The sequence below is a fragment of the Nocardioides dilutus genome, assembly GCF_054779555.1.
In genome coordinates this window covers 1169483-1189990 of sequence record NZ_BAAGYA010000002.1, presented here as the reverse complement: position 1 = coordinate 1189990, position 20508 = coordinate 1169483, and the positions used below count along the sequence as shown (strand labels likewise).

The following is a 20508-nucleotide window of genomic DNA, read 5'->3' as shown; positions in this document are numbered from 1 at the left end:
GCTCTCAATCTCGAGGCAGGCTCAGATGAACTTCTTGGAGGCGAGGAACTCGGTCAGCGCAGTGGCGCCCGACCCGTCCTCGTCCTTGACGATCTCGCCGGCGGTGCGCGGCGGGCGCGCGGCGGTGTCCTCGACGGCGGTCCACGCCGAGTCGAGGCCCACGTCACCGGCGTCGACCCCGATGTCGCTCAGCGACCAGGTCTCGAGCGGCTTCTTCTTGGCCGCCATGATCCCCTTGAACGAGGGGTAGCGGGCCTCACCCGACTGGTCGGTCACCGAGAGCACCAGCGGCATCGTCGCCCCGATGACCTCGGTCGCGGTGTCGCCGTCACGCTTGACCCGGACCTGGTCGCCCTGGCTCTCGACGACGGAGGCCATCGTGACCTGCGGCAGGTCGAGGCGCTCGGCGAGCATGGCCGGGACGACCATGCCGGCGCCGTCGGTGCTCGCCATCCCGCACAGGACGAGGTCGACCTTGCTCTCCGCGCCGGCCTTCTCGATGGCCTTGGCCAGCACCAGCGAGGTGGCGGCGTAGTCGGAACCGGCGATCGCGTCGTCGACGACGTGGATGCCCTGGTCGGCGCCCATCTGCAGCGCCTTGCGCACTGCGTCGACGGCCTTCTCCGGACCCACGCTCAGGGCCGTGACGGTGACCTCACCGTCGCCGGCCTTCTCCTTCAGCTGGAGGGCCTGCTCGACGGCGTACTCGTCGAGCTCGGAGAGGAGACCGTCCACACCGACCCGGTCCACGGTCTTGTCGGACTCGAAGTGACGGTCGGCGGTCGCGTCGGGAACGTGCTTCACACAGACGATGATGTTCATGGTGTTCCGGAGGCTACCGTCGGGTCGCGATCAGACAGAACCGGTGGAAGGGTCGCCTTCCTCACACAATCACTGTCACGGTCGCAGCCGAGACGGATGTCACGGCCGCACGACCCGATCCAGGATCCGGCCCACGGCCAACCACACGACCGCGCCGAGACCCCAGTTGAACAGGGCGTTCTTGGTGTCGGCGTTCTCGCCGGTGAACTTCATGATCCCGTTGTCCACGGAGAAGACGCCGAGGTCCACGGCATCGGCACCGTCGAGCACGAACTGGACCAGGTTGTTGTCGACGTTGGCGTCCAGCGCGACCAGGAGGGCGCCGACCGCGAGGAACAGCGCCGCGACCACGAACAGCAGCCAGATCACCTGGGCCAGCACGGCCCGGGTCCTCGCGATGCTCGCGCTGCCGCGGCCCGGCGTCCCCGACGTGCCCGTGGCCGCCGCGGACCCCTTGTCGGATCCCGCGTCCTTGGCGGACTCCTCAGACGCCATCTCCCCGCCTCACCTGCCCTCGAACCGCGCCTTGCCGGGTCCGTCCTCGATGAAGGATTGCATACCCGTGGCACGGTCGGCGGTTGCGAAAAGCGCGGCGAACTGGGCGCGTTCCATCTCGAGCCCGGACTCGAGGTCGACCTCCAGCCCGCGGTCGATGCTCTCCTTGGCGGCCCGCAGGGCGTACGTCGCACCGCCGACGAACTGCTTGGCCCAGGCGAGCGCCTCGTCGTAGACCGCGGCCGGCGACTCACCGGCGACCACGCGGTCGACCAGCCCCATCGCCAAGGCCTCGTCGGCCGGCACGAAGCGGCCGGTGAAGATGAGGTCCTTGGCCTTGCTCGCGCCGACCAGGCGGCTCAGCCGCTGGGTGCCGCCGGCGCCGGGGATGATGCCGAGCAGGATCTCCGGCTGGCCGAGGACCGCCTTCTCGTGGGCGAACCGGACGTCGGCGGCCAGCGCCAGCTCGCACCCACCGCCGAGCGCGTAGCCGGTGATCGCGGCGACGACCGGCTTGGGGATCCGGGCCACCGCCGTCACGGCGGACTGCACCGAGCCGCCGAGCCTGACCATGTCGGCGTAGTCGAGGTCGGCCATCTCCTTGACGTCGTTGCCGGCCGCGAAGACCCGCTCGCCGCCGTAGACGACGACCGCCTTGACGTCGTCGCGCTCGGTCGCCTCGGCTGCCGCGGCACGCAGCTCGTCCTGCACCTGCAGGCTGATCGCGTTCATCTTCGGCCGGTCGAGCCGCAGGGTGCCGATCCCGTCGGCGACCTCGAGGCGGACGAACTCGTGGTGGGAACTGCTCTGGGACCCGTTCTGCGACTCGGTCATGCGCGCATTCTGCACGCCGGGGCCTCCTAGACTCGCGCGGTGGCCCCCGGACTCTGGCGCACCCGAGGCGAGACCGCGCCGATCTGGCCCGGACGCTACTTCCCCCTCGGCTCGACGTGGTCGGCCGAAGCCACCAACTTCGCCGTCTGGGCTCCCGAGGGGACGGCCGCCTGGGTCTGCCTGTTCGACGAGGACGACAACGAGACCCGGCACCGGCTGACCGAGCGGTCCCTGGGTGTCTGGCACGGCGCGGTGCCCGACGTAGCGGTGGGCACCCGCTACGGCTACCGGGTCGCGGGACCCTGGGCCCCCGAGCAGGGTCTACGGTTCAACGCCGCCAAGCTCCTGCTCGACCCCTACGCCCGCGCCATCAGCGGCGAGCTCGACCCGGTGCCCGCGGTGTTCGGCTACGACGCCGTCGCCCCGAGCGAGCGAGACGACGCCGACTCGGCACCCTTCGTCCCCAAGAGCGTGGTCGTCGACGACCGGTTCGACTGGGGCGACGACACCCGGATCCAGCGCCGGTGGCGCGACTCGGTGGTCTACGAGCTGCACGTCAAGGGGATGACCCGGCTGCACGACCGGGTGCCCGAGCACTTGCGCGGCACCTACGCCGGCCTGGCGACCCCGGCCGTCATCGACTACCTCCGCGACCTCGGCGTCACGGCGGTCGAGCTGCTCCCTGTCCACCAGTTCTGCACCGAGCCGGCCGTCGCCAAGCGGGGGCTCGTGAACTACTGGGGCTACAACTCCATCGGGTTCTTCGCCCCGCACGCCGCCTACTCGGCCTCAGGCGACCGGGGCCAGCAGGTCACCGAGTTCAAGCAGATGGTCAAGGCGTTCCACGAGGCCGGCCTCGAGGTCATCCTCGACGTCGTCTACAACCACACCGCCGAAGGCGGGGTCGAAGGGCCGACGCTGTCCTTCCGCGGGCTCGACGACAAGGTCTACCACCGCGTGGACCCGGTCCGGGCTGGCGAGCCGTTCCCCGACACCTATTGGGACGTGACCGGCTGCGGCAACACGCTGGACGCAGCACACCCGTTCGCACTCCGGATGATCCTGGACTCGTTGCGCTACTGGGTCACCGAGATGCGCGTCGACGGATTCCGGTTCGACCTGCTCTCGGCGCTGACCCGCACGGGCAAGCAGGTCGACATGTCCTCGCACCTGCTGGTCGCGATCGGCCAGGACCCCGTGCTGCGGCACGTGAAGCTCGTCGCGGAGCCGTGGGACGCGTCCGGCGACGGCTACCGGGTCGGTGAGTTCCCGCCGCCCTGGATCGAGTGGAACGACCAGTTCCGCGACGAGATCCGGGACTTCTGGCTGCACGGCTCGCCGGCGATCCGCAACGTGGCGACCCGGCTGGCCGGCTCCTCCGACCTCTACGCGGACGACGGCCGCTCGCCGTACGCCTCGGTCAACTTCGTCACCGCCCACGACGGCTTCACCGTGCGCGACCTGGTGAGCTACGACCGGAAGCACAACGAGGCCAACGGCGAGCACAACCGGGACGGCACCGACAACAACCGCTCCTGGAACCACGGCGTCGAGGGCGAGACCGACGACGAGGAGATCGTCCGCCTCCGGCGTCGCAGCGCGGCCAACCTGATGGCGACGCTCTGCCTGTCCAACGGCGTCCCGATGATCACCGCCGGCGACGAGCGCGGTCGCACCCAGCGCGGCAACAACAACCCCTACTGCCTCGACGACGAGACCTCGTGGGTCGACTGGCGGCCCGACGACGCGTGGCTCGACGTCTACGAGATCACCAAGGCGGCGCTCCGGCTGCGCCGCGACCACCCGGCGCTGCGCCAGCGGCACTGGTTCGAGGGCCGCCCCACCATCCGCGGCGGCCCGAAGGACCTGGCCTGGCTGCACCCGGAGGGGCGGGAGATGACCGGCGACGACTGGCACGACCCGTCGCTGACAGCGTTCGGCATGTTCGTCTCGGGCAACCCGCTGCGCTCCCCCGGGCCGCGCGGCGAGCAGCAGTTCGACACGTCGTTCGTCATGTGGTTCAACGCCGGCCGCTCCAACGTCTCGATCACGCTGGCGGACAACGAGTGGGTCGAGACCGGTGAGATCGTGCTCTCCACCGACCCCAAGCTCTCGATCGGAACTCCGGTCAAGGCCGGCGACCGGCTGACGCTCCGGCGGCAGTCGGTGGTCGTCCTCCGGGAGACCTAGCCCGCGCTCACGCGAAGGCCACGACCCCCAGCTCGGCCACGCTCGTCAGCAGGTCGTTGCGCGGGGTGACCCGGACGGTGTAGCCGAAGGCCCCCGAGCGGTCCAGGACGACGTCGCCGTCGAAGCGGTGCCGGCCACCCTCGTAGGACTCGGCCAGCGCCAGGTCCTCGACGGTGGTGTCGACGAGCCGGTCCGAGCTGTCGATCTTGCCGTGCACGACCTGGACGTGGACGTCGTCCGGAGCCAGGTCGCCGAGCGAGACGAACGAGCGGACCGACAGCGTCGCGCCGACCTCGGGTGCGTCGCCGACGCCGCTGCTCTCGACGTGCTCGACGCGGACGGCCGGCCAGGAGGTGCGGACCTTCTTCTTCCAGGCGGCGAGCTCGGCGGCGCCGTGGAAGTCGGAGTTGAGCGCCCGGGCGTTGACCGCCGCCGGGGCGTAGAGCCCCCGGACGTAGTCACGGACCATCCGGGTGGCGAGGACCTTCGGGCCGAGGGACTTCAGGGTGTGCCTGACCATCTCGATCCAGCGGGTCGGGACACCGTCGTGGTCGACGTCGTAGAAGCGCGGCGCCACCTCGTTCTCGATGAGGTCGTAGAGGGACTCGGCCTCGAGGTCGTCACGCTTGTCGTGGTCGTCGATCCCGTCGGCGGAGGGGATCGCCCACCCGTTGTCGCCGTCGAACCACTCGTCCCACCAGCCGTCGAGGATCGACAGGTTGAGGCCGCCGTTGAGCGCCGCCTTCATGCCCGAGGTGCCGCACGCCTCGTAAGGGCGCAGCGGGTTGTTGAGCCACACGTCGCAGCCGGGGTAGAGGGGCTGGGCCATCGCGATGTCGTAGTTGGGCAGGAACACGATGCGGTGCCTGACCTCGGCGTCGTCGGCGAACCGGACGAGCTCCTGGATCAGCTTCTTGCCGCCGTCGTCGGCTGGGTGGGCCTTGCCGGCGATGACCAGCTGCACCGGGCGCTCGGGGTGCAGCAGCAGGCTCTTGAGCCGCTCGGGGTCGCGCAGCATGAGGGTCAGTCGCTTGTACGACGGCACCCGGCGGGCGAACCCGATGGTCAGCACGTCGGGGTCGAGCGCCGTGTCGATCCAGCCGAGCTCGGCGTTGACCGCCCCCCGCTCTCCCCACGAGGCACGCAGGCGGCTCCTGGCATCGACGACCAGCCGCTCGCGGAGCAGGCGCTTGACCGCCCAGATCTCGTGGCTGGGCACCTTGTCGGCCGCCGCCCAGAACGCCTCGGCGTCGTCGCCGTCGGCGTCCGCACCCTGCTCGACAGCCAGGTTGATGACCTCGGGGGCCACCCAGGTCGGCGCATGCACACCGTTGGTGATCGACCCGATCGGGACCTCGGCCTCGTCGAAGGCGGGCCAGAGCCCGTTGAACATGCCGCGGCTGACCTCGCCGTGCAGCACCGACACGCCGTTGGCCCGCTGCGCCAGCCGGAAGCCCATCACCGCCATGTTGAAGACCGAGGGGTCTCCCCCGGGGTAGTCCTCGGTGCCGAGCGCCAGGATCCGGTCGATCGGGACCCCCGGCGTGGCACCGCTCTCGCCGAAGTACTGCTCCACCAGCGAGCGCGGGAAGCGGTCGATGCCCGCCGGCACCGGCGTGTGCGTCGTGAAGACCGTGGACGCCCGTCCCATCTCGAGCGCGGTGTCGAAGTCGACCTTGGCCTTCCCGGCGGCGACGGTGAGCTCGCGGATGCGCTCGATCCCGAGGAAGCCGGCGTGGCCCTCGTTGGTGTGGAACACCTCCGGCGCCGGTGCGCCGGTGATCCGGCTGTAGGCCCGGAGCGCCCGCACGCCGCCCACGCCGAGCAGCAGCTCCTGGCGGAGCCGGTGCTCGCTGTTGCCGCCGTAGAGCCGGTCGGTGACGTCGACGTAGTGGTCGGGGTTGCCCTCGACATCGGTGTCCAGCATGAGCAACGGCACCCGACCCACGCTCGCCACCCAGATGCGCGCGACCAGCGGCGGCCCGCCCGGCAGGTCGATCGAGATCGTCGCGCGTGAGCCGTCCGGCTCGCGCAGCAGGGAGATCGGCAGCCCGTCGGGGTCGAGGACCGGGTAGGTCTCCTGCTGCCAGCCCTCGCGCGACAGTGACTGCTTGAAGTAGCCGTGCCGGTAGAGCAGACCGACGCCGACGATCGGCACGCCCAGATCGCTGGCGGCCTTGAGGTGGTCGCCGGCCAGGATGCCCAGGCCGCCCGAGTACTGCGGCAGCACCGCAGTGATGCCGAACTCCGGGGAGAAGTAGGCGATCGACGCCGGTCCTTCGCTGACCCGGCGCTGGTACCAGCGGTCACCGGAGAGATAGGCCGACAGGTCGGCGCGCACCGCGCGGAGCCGGTCCAGGAAGCCGTCGTCGGCGGCCAGCTCGTCGAACCGGGTCCGGCTCACGGCACCGAGCAGCGTCACCGGATCACGTCCGGTGGACTCCCACAGCTCGGCGTCGACCTCGCGGAAGACGGCCTGCGACTGAGGGTGCCAGGACCAGCGCAGGTTCTGGGCCAGCTCGCCGAGGGCGGCGAGCGCGTCTGGCAGGACAGGACGAACGGTGAATCGGCCGATAGCGCGCACCGGCGCACGCTAGCGCGATTCTTTGAACGATCCAAGGCCGGACGGCGTGTCCCTCCCGGACCCGCCGTTTCACCGTCGTGCATAACGCCCGAGCCTCCGCCCCGTTGAGGCAGTCATGACCCTCTCCTCCTCTCGGGTGCGTCCGCGCGCCCGCGTCACCGCTGCTGCACTCGGCCTGCTGACCGCCACCCTGGTCCCCGGCCTCGTCCAGCTCCCGGCGTTCGCGAACGGCCCCACCCCGGCCGCCGCCATCGCCTCCGCAGCCCCGGCCGACGACCTGGTGATCACCCCTGGTGACCCGGCCGCGGGCCTGGCCGACCTCGACGTGCGGGGGGTGACCAAGCCGAGCGCGGCCCAGATCCGCGCTGTGTCCAAGCTGGGCGTCAACGACGTCCGCTGGAACGACTTCGGCACGCCCGCCTCGCTGCTGCCCAAGCGCGGCAGCCTCGGCAGGGCCACCTCGAGCGACCCCGCGGTCGCTGCTCGCGCCTGGCTGCGCAGCCACGCGGCGGTGTTCGGCCTCTCCACCGCCCAGATCGACTCGCTCGAGCTGGTCAACGTGCAGCAGTTCGCCCAGAGCAGCGCGCGGGCGGTGCTGTTCCGCCAGCGCTTCGGGTCGCTGGTGGCCTCGATCGGCAGCATGGTGACCGTCGGGGTCGCGGGCGGCCACATCGCCTACGTCTCGTCCTCCCTCACCAAGACCACGGGCTCACCCGCCGAGGCGGCGCTCAGCCCGCTCCAGGGCTGGCTCAAGGCCGCCGACAACGTCGGCCGCCCGGTGCCCGCCGGTCAGGTGGGCGACATCGAGACCAGAGTGGCCAACGGGTTCACCCAGCTCACCGTGCCCGGGTTCGCCCAGGAGCAGCAGGCCCGGCTCCGCGCCCTCGCCTTCGCCGACGGTTCGGTTCGCCCGGTCATCGAGGCCAACGTGGTCGACGTCAGCGGCGGCTCGACGCTGGCCTACACGCTGATGGTCGACGCCGTCAGCGGCGCCGTCCTGCACCGGCACAACCAGGTCGACAACGCCGACGGGATCGCGCCCTTCACCGGCAGCACGTCCGCCCAGGGCTGTGGCCCGCTGCACCCGTTCACGCTGACCGACGACGCGACCAAGGAGATCGTCGCGGTGAGCGTCGGCGCGCCGGTCGACGACCACGTGGTGAAGTTGTTCGACCCGAACGGCAACCTGCTCGTCGCCGGCGACCTCGGCACCAACCCGGAGGCGGCGACCTACCAGTCGACCAACATCCCCGCCGGCACCTACAACGCCCAGGTCTGCCCCTTCGACGACCCGACGGTGCCGGCGAACGTCGGTCCCTACGAGATCACGGTGGGCTGGAGCAGCACTGCGGGCCCCTCGCCCAGCAACGTGATGCTGAACCCCAAGTGGCGCTACTTCACCGCCAACCCGAGTCTCGGCTCGCTGGGCAGCGCGGCGGTCCCGGGCAACAGCAACGTCGGCTGCTGGCTCCCCGCCGCGGGCTGTGACGTGCCTACCGGTGCGCTGCGCAACGTGTCGGCTCCCGGTCCGTGGGACACCATCAGCGCCGGCGGGACCTCGACCCAGACGACCTCCGGCAACAACGCCAACACCAAGGAGGCCTGGGCCAGCCCGCTGACCCCGGGCGGCCTGTTCCAGGCCCCGGTCTCGGCGCTCCGGGAGTACACCCAGGCGTTCACCGACGCCTGGGACAACGCCAAGTGCTCCCCCAGTGCGCTGGTCCCCGGCGGCAACGACATCGTCGCGTCGGTGACCAACCTGTTCGCCAGCCACAACCGGATGCACGACTACTCCTACTACCTGGGCTTCACCGAGTCGAACTACAACATGCAGGTCGACAACCTGGGCCGCGGCGGGGTCGGGGGAGACCCCGAGGTCGGCAACGCCCAGGCGGGTGCCCTCACGGGCGGCAACCCGTCCTACCTCGGTCGTGACAACGCCAACCAGATCACCCTCCAGGACGGCACGCCGGGCATCACCAACCAGTACCTCTTCCAGCCGATCGCGGGTGCGTTCTACAGCCCCTGCGCGGACGGTGGGCTCGACATGAGCATCGTCGGCCACGAATACACCCACGCCATCAGCAACCGGATGGTCGGCGGTCCCGACGAGGGGCTCACCTCCGAGCACGGCGGCGCCATGGGTGAGTCGTGGAGTGACCTCGTGGCTGCCGAGTACATGTTCAGCCACGGGTACTCGACCGGAGCCAGCCCCTGGGTGGTAGGCCCCTACGCCACCGGCAACACCAAGGCCGGCATCCGCGACTACCCCATTGACAAGAACCCGCTGAACTTCAGTGACTACGGGTTCGACTCGACCGGCGACGAGGTCCACGCCGACGGGGAGATCTGGAACGCCGCCATGTGGGAGGTCCGGCAGGCGCTGGTCGAGAAGTACAACAAGGCGTTCCCCTACTCGGACGCAGCGCTCCAGCTCAAGTGCGCCCAGGCATCCACCGACGGCACGTCCTCGCCGTTCCCGGCCCAGGCCTGCCCCGGCAACCGGCGCTGGGTCCAGCTGGTGTTCGACGCGTTCCTGCTCCAGCAGGGTGCGACGTCGATGCTGGACGCCCGCGACGCGATGATCGCCGCGGACCAGATGCGCTTCAACGGCGCCAACGCCAATGTCCTCTACCAGGCCTTCGCCCGTCGCGGCATGGGCAAGAGGGCGAGCGTCCCGTCGGCCGACTCCGGTGACACCGTGCCGAGCTTCGCCAGCGCCCGCGGCAGGAACGTCCGGGTCAAGTTCGTCGGCAAGGGCAAGGGCAAGGTCTACGTGGGTCCCTATGAGGCCCGGGCCACCCCGGTCGCCGACCTGGACAAGAAGACAGCCCTCAAGAACAAGACGCAGTTCACGCCGGGTAAGTACCGGATGACCTACGTCTCGCCGAAGACCGGCTTCAAGCGGTTCACCCTCAAGGTGACCGGCAAGAAGGGGACCAAGGGCAAGTTCCGGATCGTGAAGAAGATCAAGACGAAGAAGAACTTCGCCGCGGCCGCCAGTGGTGCCAAGGTCCTCGACTCGACGGCGGGCTCGCGCAACCCCGACAACCTCATCGACGGCACCGAGGCCACCAACTGGGGTGGTGTCACCGAGGGCGACGTCGACACGACGCACCCGTCGGTGACCGTCGACCTGGCCGGCAAGCGCAAGGTGAAGATCAACCGCATCCAGGTCAGCGCCATGCTCAACCCGGCGCCGGCCAACCCGGAGGAGATCCCGCTCGCCGCCGACCCCGACTCCGGGTCGCGCTTCACCGCCCTGCGGCAGTTCGCCCTCGAGGTGTGCGTCAAGGCCTGCACCACGGCCTCGGCGAAGTGGCGGCGGGTCTACGTGTCCAGGGCCGACGCTTTCCCGGCCATCGCCCCGCGTCCGGTCGCGCCCAACCTGACCTTGCGCACCTTCAAGCTCAAGAAGGCGGCCAAGGCCGTCGCCGTCCGACTGGTGACGCTGGAGAACCAGTGCACCGGCGGCCCGGCGTACGCCGGCGAGCAGGACGAGGACCCGACGGCGGCCACCGACTGCAAGGCCGGCTCCGACCGCGGCACGATCGTGCACGCTGCCGAGCTGCAGGTGTTCGGCAAGGTGGTCAAGAAGAAGCGCTGAGCCGAGGCTGCCTCGGAACGCCCCGGTCACCTCGCGGTGACCGGGGCGTTCGGCATTGTGCGAGTGGGGTACCAGGTGGACGCACGGTCGTCCAGGCGAGCGAAGCTCGCGTTGCACGCGGAGCGTGCGCGCCCCGCGATCGACCGTCGCCCGCGATGGACGGCGGAGCTTCGCGCAGCGAAGCGAGCGGTCCGTCGCGGGTGCCGGTCGAAGTTCGCGGGGGTAAACAACTAGGTTGGAGAGATGGTCGGACGCATCCCAGTCATGGACGTCATGCCAGTCGTTGACCTCGGTCGACAGCCCGCCAAGGCCACGGTCGGAGAGCCGATGCCGGTGAGCGCCTCGGTGTTCCGCGAGGGACACGACAAGCTCGGCGCCGAGGTGGTCCTCACCGGCCCGGACGGCGTCCGCCGTGAACCGGTCCGGATGACCAAGCACCGAGACGTCCCCGACCGCTACGAGGCCTGGGTGACGCCGGACGCTCCGGGTGCGTGGTCGTTCGAGATCCAGGCCTGGTCGGACCCGGTGGCCACCTGGCAGCACGCGGCCGGTCTCAAGATCCCCGCCGGCGTCGACGTCGACCTGATGTTCACCGAGGGCCGGCTCCTCCTCGAGCGGGTGCTCTCGACCGTGGACGCCACGTCCGCCGACGCGCGCGTGGTCCAAGGCGCGATCGGGGCGGCCCGGGACGTCGGCCGGCCACCAGAGGCGCGGCTCGCGGTCCTCGAGGACCCGGCCCTGACCGAGGTCCTGCTCCGGTACCCGCTGCGCGAGCTGACCACCGTCGAGGGTCCCTACCCCGCCTACGCCGACCGCCGGCTGGCGCTGTTCGGCAGCTGGTACGAGTTCTTCCCCCGCTCCGAGGGCGCGACCCAGACCAAGGACGGCACGATCACCAGCGGCACCTTCCGCACCGCAGCCAAACGCCTCGACGCGGTGGCGGAGATGGGCTTCGACATCATCTACCTGCCGCCGATCCACCCGATCGGGGAGGTCAACCGCAAGGGCCGCAACAACACCCTCGACCCCGGGCCCGACGACACCGGGTCGCCGTGGGCGATCGGCTCCAAGGACGGCGGCCACGACGCGATCCACCCCGACCTCGGCACCCTCGAGGACTTCGACGCCTTCGTGGCGCACGCCAACGGACTAGGGCTCGAGGTCGCCCTCGACCTCGCACTCCAGGCGGCGCCCGACCATCCCTGGGTCACGAGCCACCCGCAGTTCTTCACAACCCGGGCCGACGGGTCCATCGCCTATGCCGAGAACCCGCCGAAGAAGTACCAGGACATCTACCCGATGAACTTCGACAACGACCCGGTCGGGATCTGTCGGGAGGTCCTTCGGGTCGTCAAGCACTGGATGGCCCACGGCGTGCGGGTGTTCCGGGTCGACAACCCGCACACCAAGCCGGTGGCGTTCTGGGAGTGGCTGCTCAAGGAGATCCGGCGCACCGACCCCGACGTGATCTTCCTGTCCGAGGCCTTCACCCGCCCGGCGATGATGCACGGCCTGGGCGCCGTCGGCTTCCACCAGTCCTACACCTACTTCACCTGGCGGACGGCGAAGTGGGAGCTCGAGGAATACCTCATGGAGGTCTCCCACGAGTCCGACCACACGATGCGGCCCAACTTCTTCGTCAACACCCCGGACATCCTGCACGCCTACCTGCAGTACGGCGGCCCGGCGGCGTTCAAGGTCCGCGCTGTGATCGCCGCGACCGGCTCGCCGTCGTGGGGCGTCTACGCCGGCTACGAGCTCTTCGAGCACGTGGCCGTCAAGCCGGGCAGCGAGGAGTACCTCGACTCCGAGAAGTACCAGATCCGGATCCGCGACTGGGACGCCGCGGCCACCGAGGGCCGGACCCTCGCGCCCTACCTCACCCGGCTCAACGAGATCCGGCGTGCGCACCCCGCCCTGCAGCTGCTCCGCAACGTGGCGATCCACTCAAGCGACGACGAGAACGTGCTGGTCTTCTCGAAGAAGCACGACAGCGACGTCGTCATCGTGGTGGTCAACCTCGACCCGCACGCCGCCCGGGAGACGACCGTTCACCTCGACCTGCCCGCCCTCGGGTTCGACTGGGGTGACTCCTTCACGGTCCACGACGAGATCACCGGCGCCGACTGGGGTTGGAGCCAGCACAACTACGTGCGCCTCGATCCCGGCGGCGAACCGGCGCACGTGCTCTCAGTGCGGGAGCGTTGAGCGACATGAACGCTGAGATCTCGGAAGCGTTCCCCGACACCCCCGAGGTGGCCGGCACCACCCCCGACTGGTTCAAGACCGCCGTCTTCTACGAGGTCATGGTCCGCTCGTTCCGCGACTCCAACGGCGACGGCACCGGCGACTTCAAGGGACTGATCGAGAAGCTCGACTACCTGGCGTGGCTCGGGGTCGACTGCCTGTGGATCCCGCCGTTCTTCACCTCACCGCTGCGCGACGGCGGCTATGACGTGGCCGACTACACCGACATCCTCCCCGAGATCGGCACCGTCGAGGACTTCCACGAGCTCCTCGACGAGGCCCACAAGCGGGGCATCCGCGTGATCATCGACTTCGTCATGAACCACACGAGTGACCAGCACCCGTGGTTCCAGGCCAGCCGTGAGGACCCCGACGGTCCCTACGGCGACTTCTACGTGTGGTCCGACACCGACGAGAAGTACCAGGACGCCCGCATCATCTTCGTCGACACCGAGCCGTCCAACTGGACCTGGGACCCGGTCCGCCAGCAGTACTTCTGGCACCGGTTCTTCAGCCACCAGCCGGACCTCAACTTCGACAATCCGGCCGTGCACGACGCGATCCTCGACGCAGTCTCGTTCTGGTTCGACATGGGCCTCGACGGCTTCCGGCTCGACGCGGTCCCCTACCTCTACGAGCGGGAGGGCACCAACGGCGAGAACCTCAAGGAGACCCACGAGTTCCTCAAGAAGGTGCGGCGGTTCGTCGACGACAAGTACCCCGGCAAGGTCCTCCTCGCCGAGGCCAACCAGTGGCCGGCCGACGTCGTCGACTACTTCGGTGACTTCGAGGTCGGCGGCGACGAGTGCCACATGTGCTTCCACTTCCCGGTCATGCCGCGCATCTTCATGGCGGTCCGCCGCGAGTCCCGCTACCCGATCTCGGAGATCCTCGAACAGACGCCGCCCATCCCGTCGGGCTGTCAGTGGGGCATCTTCCTGCGCAACCACGACGAGCTGACCCTCGAGATGGTCACCGACGAGGACCGCGACTACATGTGGGAGGAGTACGCCAAGGACCCGCGGATGAAGGCCAACATCGGCATCCGCCGCCGGCTGGCCCCCCTCCTCGACAACGACACCAACCGGATGGAGCTGTTCACCGCGCTCCTGCTCTCCCTGCCCGGCTCCCCCGTCCTCTACTACGGCGACGAGATCGGGATGGGCGACAACATCTGGCTCGGTGACCGCGACGGCGTGCGCACGCCGATGCAGTGGACCCCGGACCGCAACGCCGGGTTCTCCTCCGCCACGCCCGGCAAGCTGCACCTGCCCACGATCCAGGACCCGGTCTACGGCTACCAGAGCGTCAACGTCGAGTCGCAGCTGGAGAACCCCTCCTCGCTGCTTCACTGGACCCGCCGGATGATCTGGGCCCGGCGACGGCACGACGCGTTCGGCCTCGGGTCGTTCGCCGACCTCGGCGGCTCGAACCCGACGGTGCTGTCGTACGCGCGCGAGCACCAGCTCGAGGACGGCACCTCTGACGTGATCCTCTGCGTCAACAACCTGTCCAGGTTCCCCCAGCCGGTGGAGCTCGACCTGCGCCGGTTCGAGGGCATGGTGCCGACCGAGCTGCTCGGCGGCGTGCCCTTCCCGGCGATCGGGGAGCTGCCCTACCTGCTCACGCTGTCGGGTTACGGCTTCTACTGGTTCCGGCTGACCCCGTCGGACGAGCGACCGGAAGGGCAGCTCCTGTGAGCAGATCTCCCGCACTGACCCTCGACCCGACCGTCTTCGAGGCCTACCTGGCGCGGACCCGCTGGTTCGGCGGCAAAGGCCGAGAGTTCGCGGTGAGCGACGTACGCACCGTGGGCATGGTCCCCGGCGGGCCACCGCTGGTCGTCATCCACCTGGTGGAGGTGACCTACGCCGACTCCGGACCCGACTCCGGAGAGGGCGACACCGAGCTCTACCAGGTCCCGCTCGCGCTCTACGAGCACCCCGAGCCGCGCCTCGACCACGCGTTCGTCGGCTGGTGGGAGGACCCGGAGCACGGCTGGGTGCACGCCTACGACGCGCTGCACGACCGGGAGGCGATGGCGCTGTGGCAGCGAGCCTTCGACTCACCGCCGCGGCCCGGGACAGGCGGCGGACTGGTCTTCCACCGGCTGCCCGGTCACGACCTCGATCTCGAGGCCCACTCGACCCTGTTCTCGGGCGAGCAGTCCAACTCCTCGGTGGCCTTCGGCGAGGACGCGCTGATGAAGGTCTTCCGCAAGGTGACGCCGGGCACCAACCCCGACATCACCGTGCACACCGAGCTCACCAGAGCCGAGTCCGAGCACATCGCGGCGCTCTACGGATGGCTCGAGGCGACCGACCCGGCGACCCCGGAGGGCGGGGTCCTGCAGCTCGCGATGCTCCAGGAGTTCCTCCGCACGGCCACCGACGGGTTCGAGCTCGCGCTCGCCAGCGTCCGGTCCCTGTTCGCCGACATCGAGGACTCCGGTGAGGCTGACGTGCAGGCGGCCGACTCCGGGGGCGACTTCGCTCCCGAGGCGACCCGCCTCGGTGAGGCGCTGCGCGAGGTCCACGACGTCCTGCGCTCGCACTTCCCCGCCGAGACACGACCGGCGTCGGCGGCCGCGGAGCTGGCCGCACAGATGACCGAACGGCTCGCCGCGGCCACCACCGTCGTCCCGGGCCTGCAGCCGTACGCCGGCGTGCTGCGCTCGGTGTTCGCCCGGGTCGCGAGCGTCGACGGCCTTGACGTCCAGCAGATCCACGGCGACCTCCACCTGGGCCAGACCCTGCGGACCGCGACCGGCTGGAAGATCGTTGACTTCGAGGGCGAGCCGGCCAAGCCGTTGGCCGAGCGCCAGCGCCCCGACTCCCCCTGGCGCGACGTCGCCGGCATGCTGCGCAGCTTCGACTACGCACCGCGCGTCGTCGAACGCGCCATGGCCGAGGGCGAGCGCGCCGGCGCCGAGGCCGACCACTTCTCGAAGGAGGCCGAGCTATGGGCCGAGCGCAACAAGTCCCACTTCCTCGCCGCCTACGCCGGTGGGCCTCTCACCTCGCAGCAACAGATCTTGCTGGACGCGTACGTCGCGGACAAAGCCGTCTACGAGACCGTCTACGAGACCCGCAACCGCCCGGCCTGGCTCGAGGTCCCGCTCCAGGCCGTGGCGAAGATCGGAGCCGCATGAACACCCCCACCACCCCGCAGTCACCAGCCTCCTCGATACAACCGGTCCCCCGGGACGAGCTGACGCTGCTCGTCAACGGTGAGCACGGCAGCCCCCACTCGGTCCTGGGACCACACCCTTACGACGGCGCAGTCACCATCCGCACTTTCAAGCCGCTCGCGCGGACCGTGGTGGTCCGGCACGGCGACGGCACCCGCCACCCCCTGGAGCACGAGCACGAGGGCATCTGGGTCGGTGTCCTGCCGGGCGCCCCAGACGACAGCACCGTCCCCGACTACCGGCTCGAGGTGACCTACGACGCCGGGCCGACGCTCACCGTCGACGATCCCTACCGGTTCCTGCCCACTCTCGGCGAGATGGACCTGCACCTCATCAACGAGGGCCGCCACGAGCAGCTGTGGGAGGTCCTCGGCGCCCGCGTCCACCACTACGAGACGCCGCTCGGCGAGACCATCAGCGGCACAGCGTTCGCGGTCTGGGCCCCGTCGGCCCGCGGCGTCCGGCTCAAGAGCGACTTCAACAGCTGGGACGGTCGCGAGCACCCGATGCGACAGCTCGGCCAGTCCGGCATCTGGGAGCTCTTCGTCCCCGGCGTCGGCAGCGGCGCCGGATACAAGTACGTCGTCCTCGGCGCCGACGGGCAGTGGCGCGAGAAGGCCGACCCGATGGCGTCGTGGGCCGAGCAACCCGCCGACACGGCCTCCAAGGTGTTCGAGTCGACCTACGAGTGGCACGACGAGGAGTGGATGACCTCCCGGCCCGGCAAGCAGCACGTCTCGGAGCCGATGTCGGTCTACGAGATGCACCTCGCCTCCTGGAGGCGCGGCAAGAGCTGGCAGGACCTCGCCGAGGAGCTGCCGGCGTACCTGTCCGACCTGGGCTTCACCCACGTCGAGCTGATGCCGGTGATGCAGCACCCGTTCGGCGGCTCGTGGGGCTATCACGTCACGTCCTACTTCGCCCCGGACTCGCGTTTCGGCGACCCCGACGGCTTCCGGCTGCTCGTCGACAAGCTGCACCAGGCCGGCATCGGCGTGATCCTCGACTGGGTGCCCGGCCACTTCGCCACCGACGAGTGGGCGCTGCCGATGTTCGACGGCACCCCCCTCTACGAGGACCCCAACCCCCAACGCGGGTGGCACAAGGAGTGGGGCTCCCACATCTTCAACTTCGGCCGCCACGAGGTGCGCAACTTCCTCTACGCCAATGCGCTCTACTGGCTCGAGGAGTTCCACGCCGACGGCCTGCGCGTCGACGGCGTCGCCTCGATGCTCTACCTCGACTACTCCCGCGAGGAGGGCGAGTGGACGCCGAACAAGTACGGCGGTCGCGAGAACCTCGAGGCGGTCCAGTTCCTCCAGGAGATGAACGCCACCGTCTACAAGCGGACGCCTGGCGTCACCACGATCGCCGAGGAGTCGACGTCGTGGCCGCAGGTGACCGGTCCGACGTCCTCGGGCGGCCTGGGCTTCGGCTTCAAGTGGAACATGGGTTGGATGCACGACTCTCTCGCCTACGTGCAGCACGACCCGGTGCACCGCGCCTACCACCACCACGAGCTGACGTTCCCGCTGGTCTACGCCTGGTCGGAGAACTATGTGCTCCCGATCAGTCACGACGAGGTCGTGCACGGCAAGGGCTCGCTGCTGCGCAAGATGCCGGGCGACCGGTGGCGCCAGCTGGCCAACCTGCGCGCCTACCTCGCCTACATGTGGGCGCACCCCGGCAAGCAGCTGCTCTTCATGGGCTGCGAGATCGGCCAGGAGTCGGAGTGGGCCGAGTCCCGCGAGCTGGACTGGTGGCTGCTCGACCACCCCGAGCACCAGGGCGTGCACTCCGTGGTCCGCGACCTCAACCGGGTCTACCGGGAGTCCCCCGCCCTGTGGCAGCGCGACGCGGAGCCGGACGGGTTCCAGTGGGTCGACGCCAACGACGCCGGGCGCAACGTTTTCTCCTTCATCCGCCGCGGCGCCCCCGACACGCCGGAGATGGTGGTGGTCGCCAACTTCGCCGCAGTCCCCCACGAGGGCTACCGGCTCGGCTTGCCCACCGCAGGTGAGTGGGACGAGGTGGTCAACACCGACGCCGAGGTCTACACCGGCTCCGGCGTCGGCAACCTCGGGTCGATCCACGCCGTCGAGGGCGACCACGTCGGTCAGCCGGCGTACGCCGACATCGTGGTGCCCCCTCTGGCGACGGTGTGGTTCCGCCGGCGCGGGTGAGATCCTGCGGCCCAGGCCCGCCCGGGCCGGGCCGCGGCTACTAGCCTGACCGCGTGAGCGAGCCACCAGTCGTCCGGCTGACGGTGGCCGACGGGGTCGCCCGGATCTCGTGGTCGGCCGAGCAGTCGATCGACGACGTCCACCGCGAGGTGCAGGCGGCGCTGGAGGGCCACGCGCGGGTGGAGGCGTGGATCGACCCGGAGGACACCGACAGCCAGCGGCACGCCACGTGGTCCGGCATGCGGCGCGAGGGCGTGATGCGCGGGGTCACCGTCGACGGCGAGACCGTCGACCGCATCGTCTTCGCCCGACTCGCCACCGACGCCCCCGTCCACGAGCCCGAGGGGTTCCGGGCCCTGCTCAACTCGTTCCTGCCGCGCAAGCGGGCGATCAGCCAGATGCTCGTCCGGGACCGCGACGACCGGGTGCTGCTGTGCCAGCTGACCTACAAGAAGGACTGGGACCTTCCCGGCGGAGTCGTCGAGGTGGGCGAGTCGCCCCAGCTGGCGGTGGCGCGCGAGGTCGAGGAGGAGCTGGGCCTCTCCCTGGAAGCAGGCCCGCTGCTGCTCACCGACTGGCTGCCGCCGTGGAGCGGTTGGGACGACGCACTGTGCCTGGTGTTCGACGGCGGCGCGCACGACGTCGCCCTCGCCGACACCATCGTCCGGCAGGACCGCGAGATCAAGGACGCCGCGTTCTGCACCGTCGACGAGGCCGCCGAGCGGTGCGCGGACTACACCGCCCGCAGGATCACGGCCGCGATCGCCAACTTGAAGGGCCAGGCGCCGGCCTACACCGAGGGCGGCCTCGAGCCGGGCTCGACCGGTCCCTAGAACAGCGCCGACGCCAGCGCCTGACGGCCCTTGAGCACCCTCGGGTCCTCGTTGCCGACCGCCGCGAACAGCCCGACCAGGTGCTCGCGGGCGGCGTTGCGGTCATCGCCCGCCGTACGCCGGACCAGCTCGATCAGCCGGGTGAACGCGTCGTCGACCTGGCCCGAGAGCAGGTCGAGATCGGCGACCAGGGTCTGCGCGCTGACGTCGTCGGGCGCGGCGTCGGCGGCCGCACGGGCGGTGGTGTCGTCGATCCCGTCGGTGCGTTGCAGCACTCGGGCCATCGCCAGGCCCGCGGCCGCTTCCGCGTCCGCGGGGTTGGCGGACAGCAGCTTCTCGTATTCGGCGACCGCACCGGCGAAGTCGTTGGCGGCCAGCGCGTCCTCGGCGGCGGCGTAGCGCGGGTCGGACACCGGCTCGTCCGTGCCCTCCTCAGGGGCGCTTCCCGCACGCGGTTGGTGCCGGGCGGTCATGCCCTGCGCGGTCAGCTGCTGCATGATCTGGTTGATGGCGCCCCGCAGGTCGTCGAGCTTCATGACGTCCTGGATCAGCGGCGCCGGGCGACCGTCGAGGACCGCGAACACGTAGGGCACCGACGGCAGCTGCACGGCCTGGGCGATCGCCGGCGAGACGTCGATGTTGACGAGCCCGGCGAGGAAGCGGCCCTCGTACTCCTCGGCGACCGTGGCCAGGTCACGGGCCATCTGCTCGCTCTCAGGGAGCCGGCTGGGCGAGTAGAACACCAGCAGCACCGGCGCCGTCATCGACGCCTCGAGCGTCGCCTGGAAGCTCTGCTCGTCGACCTCCAGCCAGTACGACGCGCCGGCCGTCGCTGCTCCGGCGCCACCGCTCGGCGGCTGGGCGGCGGGACGCTTCAACGCCGAGAGGTCGATGGCCCCCGGGCGGGAGAACGGCTGCTGGGTCATGACCGCAATCCTATGGAGGCGTCGCCAGCGGCAAGGTCAGCGGACCCACCGGTAGACCTGGCCGTCACGGATCTCGACGCTGGTCGGCGGCTTGGGCGTCGGCGAGTCCTGCAGGTGGCGCAGCACCTCGGACCGTCCGCGCAGCGTGGTGCGGCCGTCGCTGAAGTCGAGGCGTGGGTGCAGGAGCGGGCGCAGCTCGCCCCACTCCCCCGCGTCGATGGCTGCCCAGGCCGCGGCCGTGGGCTCCGGCATCTCGGGCAGGTCGTGCAGCATCGCCGGCGTGCACATCCGCCACGCGTCGGTGACCAGCTCGCGCATCTCGTCGTCGTCGAGCCGGTCGAGCCGGGCGCACACCCACTGGTAGCGCAGGTCGCGCGCCGGGGGGAGGAAGAACGTCTCGGGGTCGGACTCGACGAGCCCGTCGCGCTCGGCCTTCGGGAACCCGAAGCCCATCGACAGCTCGTCCTTGGAGAACGCGCAGAACACGATCTGCCGGACCTTGAGCTTCCAGCGGCCACCGATCAACCGCTCGTAGGCGCGCGGCAGTGCCAGCCCGACGCGACGTACGTCGTCCGCGGTGGTCACCCACCGGACGGT

General features: G+C 70.2%; 13 protein-coding genes. 7 read left to right on the top strand and 6 right to left on the bottom strand.

Annotation, left to right across the window (positions count from 1 at the left end):
- Positions 1-21: 21 nt before the first annotated feature.
- The 3 genes from ACYVC6_RS15390 to ACYVC6_RS15380 all read right to left on the bottom strand — a co-directional run bounded on the left by ACYVC6_RS15390 (position 22) and on the right by ACYVC6_RS15380 (position 2151).
- On the bottom strand, positions 22-822 hold the full coding sequence (locus ACYVC6_RS15390; protein WP_460715263.1) for an electron transfer flavoprotein subunit beta/FixA family protein: 801 nt from the start codon (positions 820-822) through the stop codon (positions 22-24).
- A gap of 99 nt (positions 823-921) precedes the next feature.
- A complete protein-coding gene (locus ACYVC6_RS15385; RefSeq protein ID WP_460715262.1) occupies positions 922-1317 on the bottom strand; it encodes a hypothetical protein in 396 nt (131 codons plus the stop codon).
- 9 nt (positions 1318-1326) lie between these two features.
- Positions 1327-2151: an enoyl-CoA hydratase/isomerase family protein gene (locus ACYVC6_RS15380; RefSeq protein ID WP_460715261.1), complete on the bottom strand. Its 825-nt coding sequence runs from the start codon at positions 2149-2151 to the stop codon at positions 1327-1329.
- Between the two features lie 39 nt (positions 2152-2190).
- Here ACYVC6_RS15380 and glgX point away from each other — a divergent pair, with 39 nt between their 5' ends.
- Positions 2191-4341, top strand: coding sequence for a glycogen debranching protein GlgX (gene glgX / locus ACYVC6_RS15375; RefSeq protein ID WP_460715260.1), 2151 nt, complete (start codon positions 2191-2193; stop codon positions 4339-4341).
- Positions 4342-4348: 7 nt separating this feature from the next.
- On the opposite strand, the gene glgP is transcribed toward glgX, so the two are convergent.
- Complete coding sequence (gene glgP, locus ACYVC6_RS15370; protein WP_460715259.1) at positions 4349-6925, bottom strand: alpha-glucan family phosphorylase; 2577 nt, start codon at positions 6923-6925, stop codon at positions 4349-4351.
- Between the two features lie 115 nt (positions 6926-7040).
- Between glgP and ACYVC6_RS15365 the strand changes: the two genes are divergently transcribed.
- The 6 genes from ACYVC6_RS15365 to ACYVC6_RS15340 all read left to right on the top strand — a co-directional run bounded on the left by ACYVC6_RS15365 (position 7041) and on the right by ACYVC6_RS15340 (position 18985).
- Complete coding sequence (locus tag ACYVC6_RS15365) at positions 7041-10532, top strand: M36 family metallopeptidase (protein WP_460715258.1); 3492 nt, start codon at positions 7041-7043, stop codon at positions 10530-10532.
- A 243-nt stretch (positions 10533-10775) separates the two neighbouring features.
- On the top strand, positions 10776-12740 hold the full coding sequence (locus ACYVC6_RS15360; protein WP_460715257.1) for an alpha-1,4-glucan--maltose-1-phosphate maltosyltransferase: 1965 nt from the start codon (positions 10776-10778) through the stop codon (positions 12738-12740).
- Positions 12741-12745: 5 nt separating this feature from the next.
- A complete protein-coding gene (treS, locus tag ACYVC6_RS15355) occupies positions 12746-14479 on the top strand; it encodes a maltose alpha-D-glucosyltransferase (protein ID WP_460715256.1) in 1734 nt (577 codons plus the stop codon).
- Positions 14476-15930, top strand: coding sequence for a maltokinase N-terminal cap-like domain-containing protein (locus ACYVC6_RS15350; protein WP_460715255.1), 1455 nt, complete (start codon positions 14476-14478; stop codon positions 15928-15930). The genes treS and ACYVC6_RS15350 overlap by 4 nt, the downstream gene beginning before the upstream one ends.
- A complete protein-coding gene (gene glgB / locus ACYVC6_RS15345) occupies positions 15927-18152 on the top strand; it encodes a 1,4-alpha-glucan branching protein GlgB (RefSeq protein WP_460715254.1) in 2226 nt (741 codons plus the stop codon). The genes ACYVC6_RS15350 and glgB overlap by 4 nt, the downstream gene beginning before the upstream one ends.
- Before the next feature lie 53 nt (positions 18153-18205).
- Positions 18206-18985 (top strand): NUDIX domain-containing protein, encoded by a 780-nt coding sequence (locus ACYVC6_RS15340; RefSeq protein ID WP_460715253.1) that lies wholly within the window; start codon positions 18206-18208, stop codon positions 18983-18985.
- On the opposite strand, the gene ACYVC6_RS15335 is transcribed toward ACYVC6_RS15340, so the two are convergent.
- Entirely contained in the window at positions 18982-19911 is a 930-nt protein-coding gene (locus ACYVC6_RS15335; protein ID WP_460715252.1) for a co-chaperone YbbN, read from the bottom strand. The two genes, ACYVC6_RS15340 and ACYVC6_RS15335, sit on opposite strands and share 4 nt — an antisense overlap.
- A gap of 36 nt (positions 19912-19947) precedes the next feature.
- Positions 19948-20496: an MmcQ/YjbR family DNA-binding protein gene (locus ACYVC6_RS15330; protein WP_460715251.1), complete on the bottom strand. Its 549-nt coding sequence runs from the start codon at positions 20494-20496 to the stop codon at positions 19948-19950.
- Positions 20497-20508 lie beyond the last annotated feature (12 nt).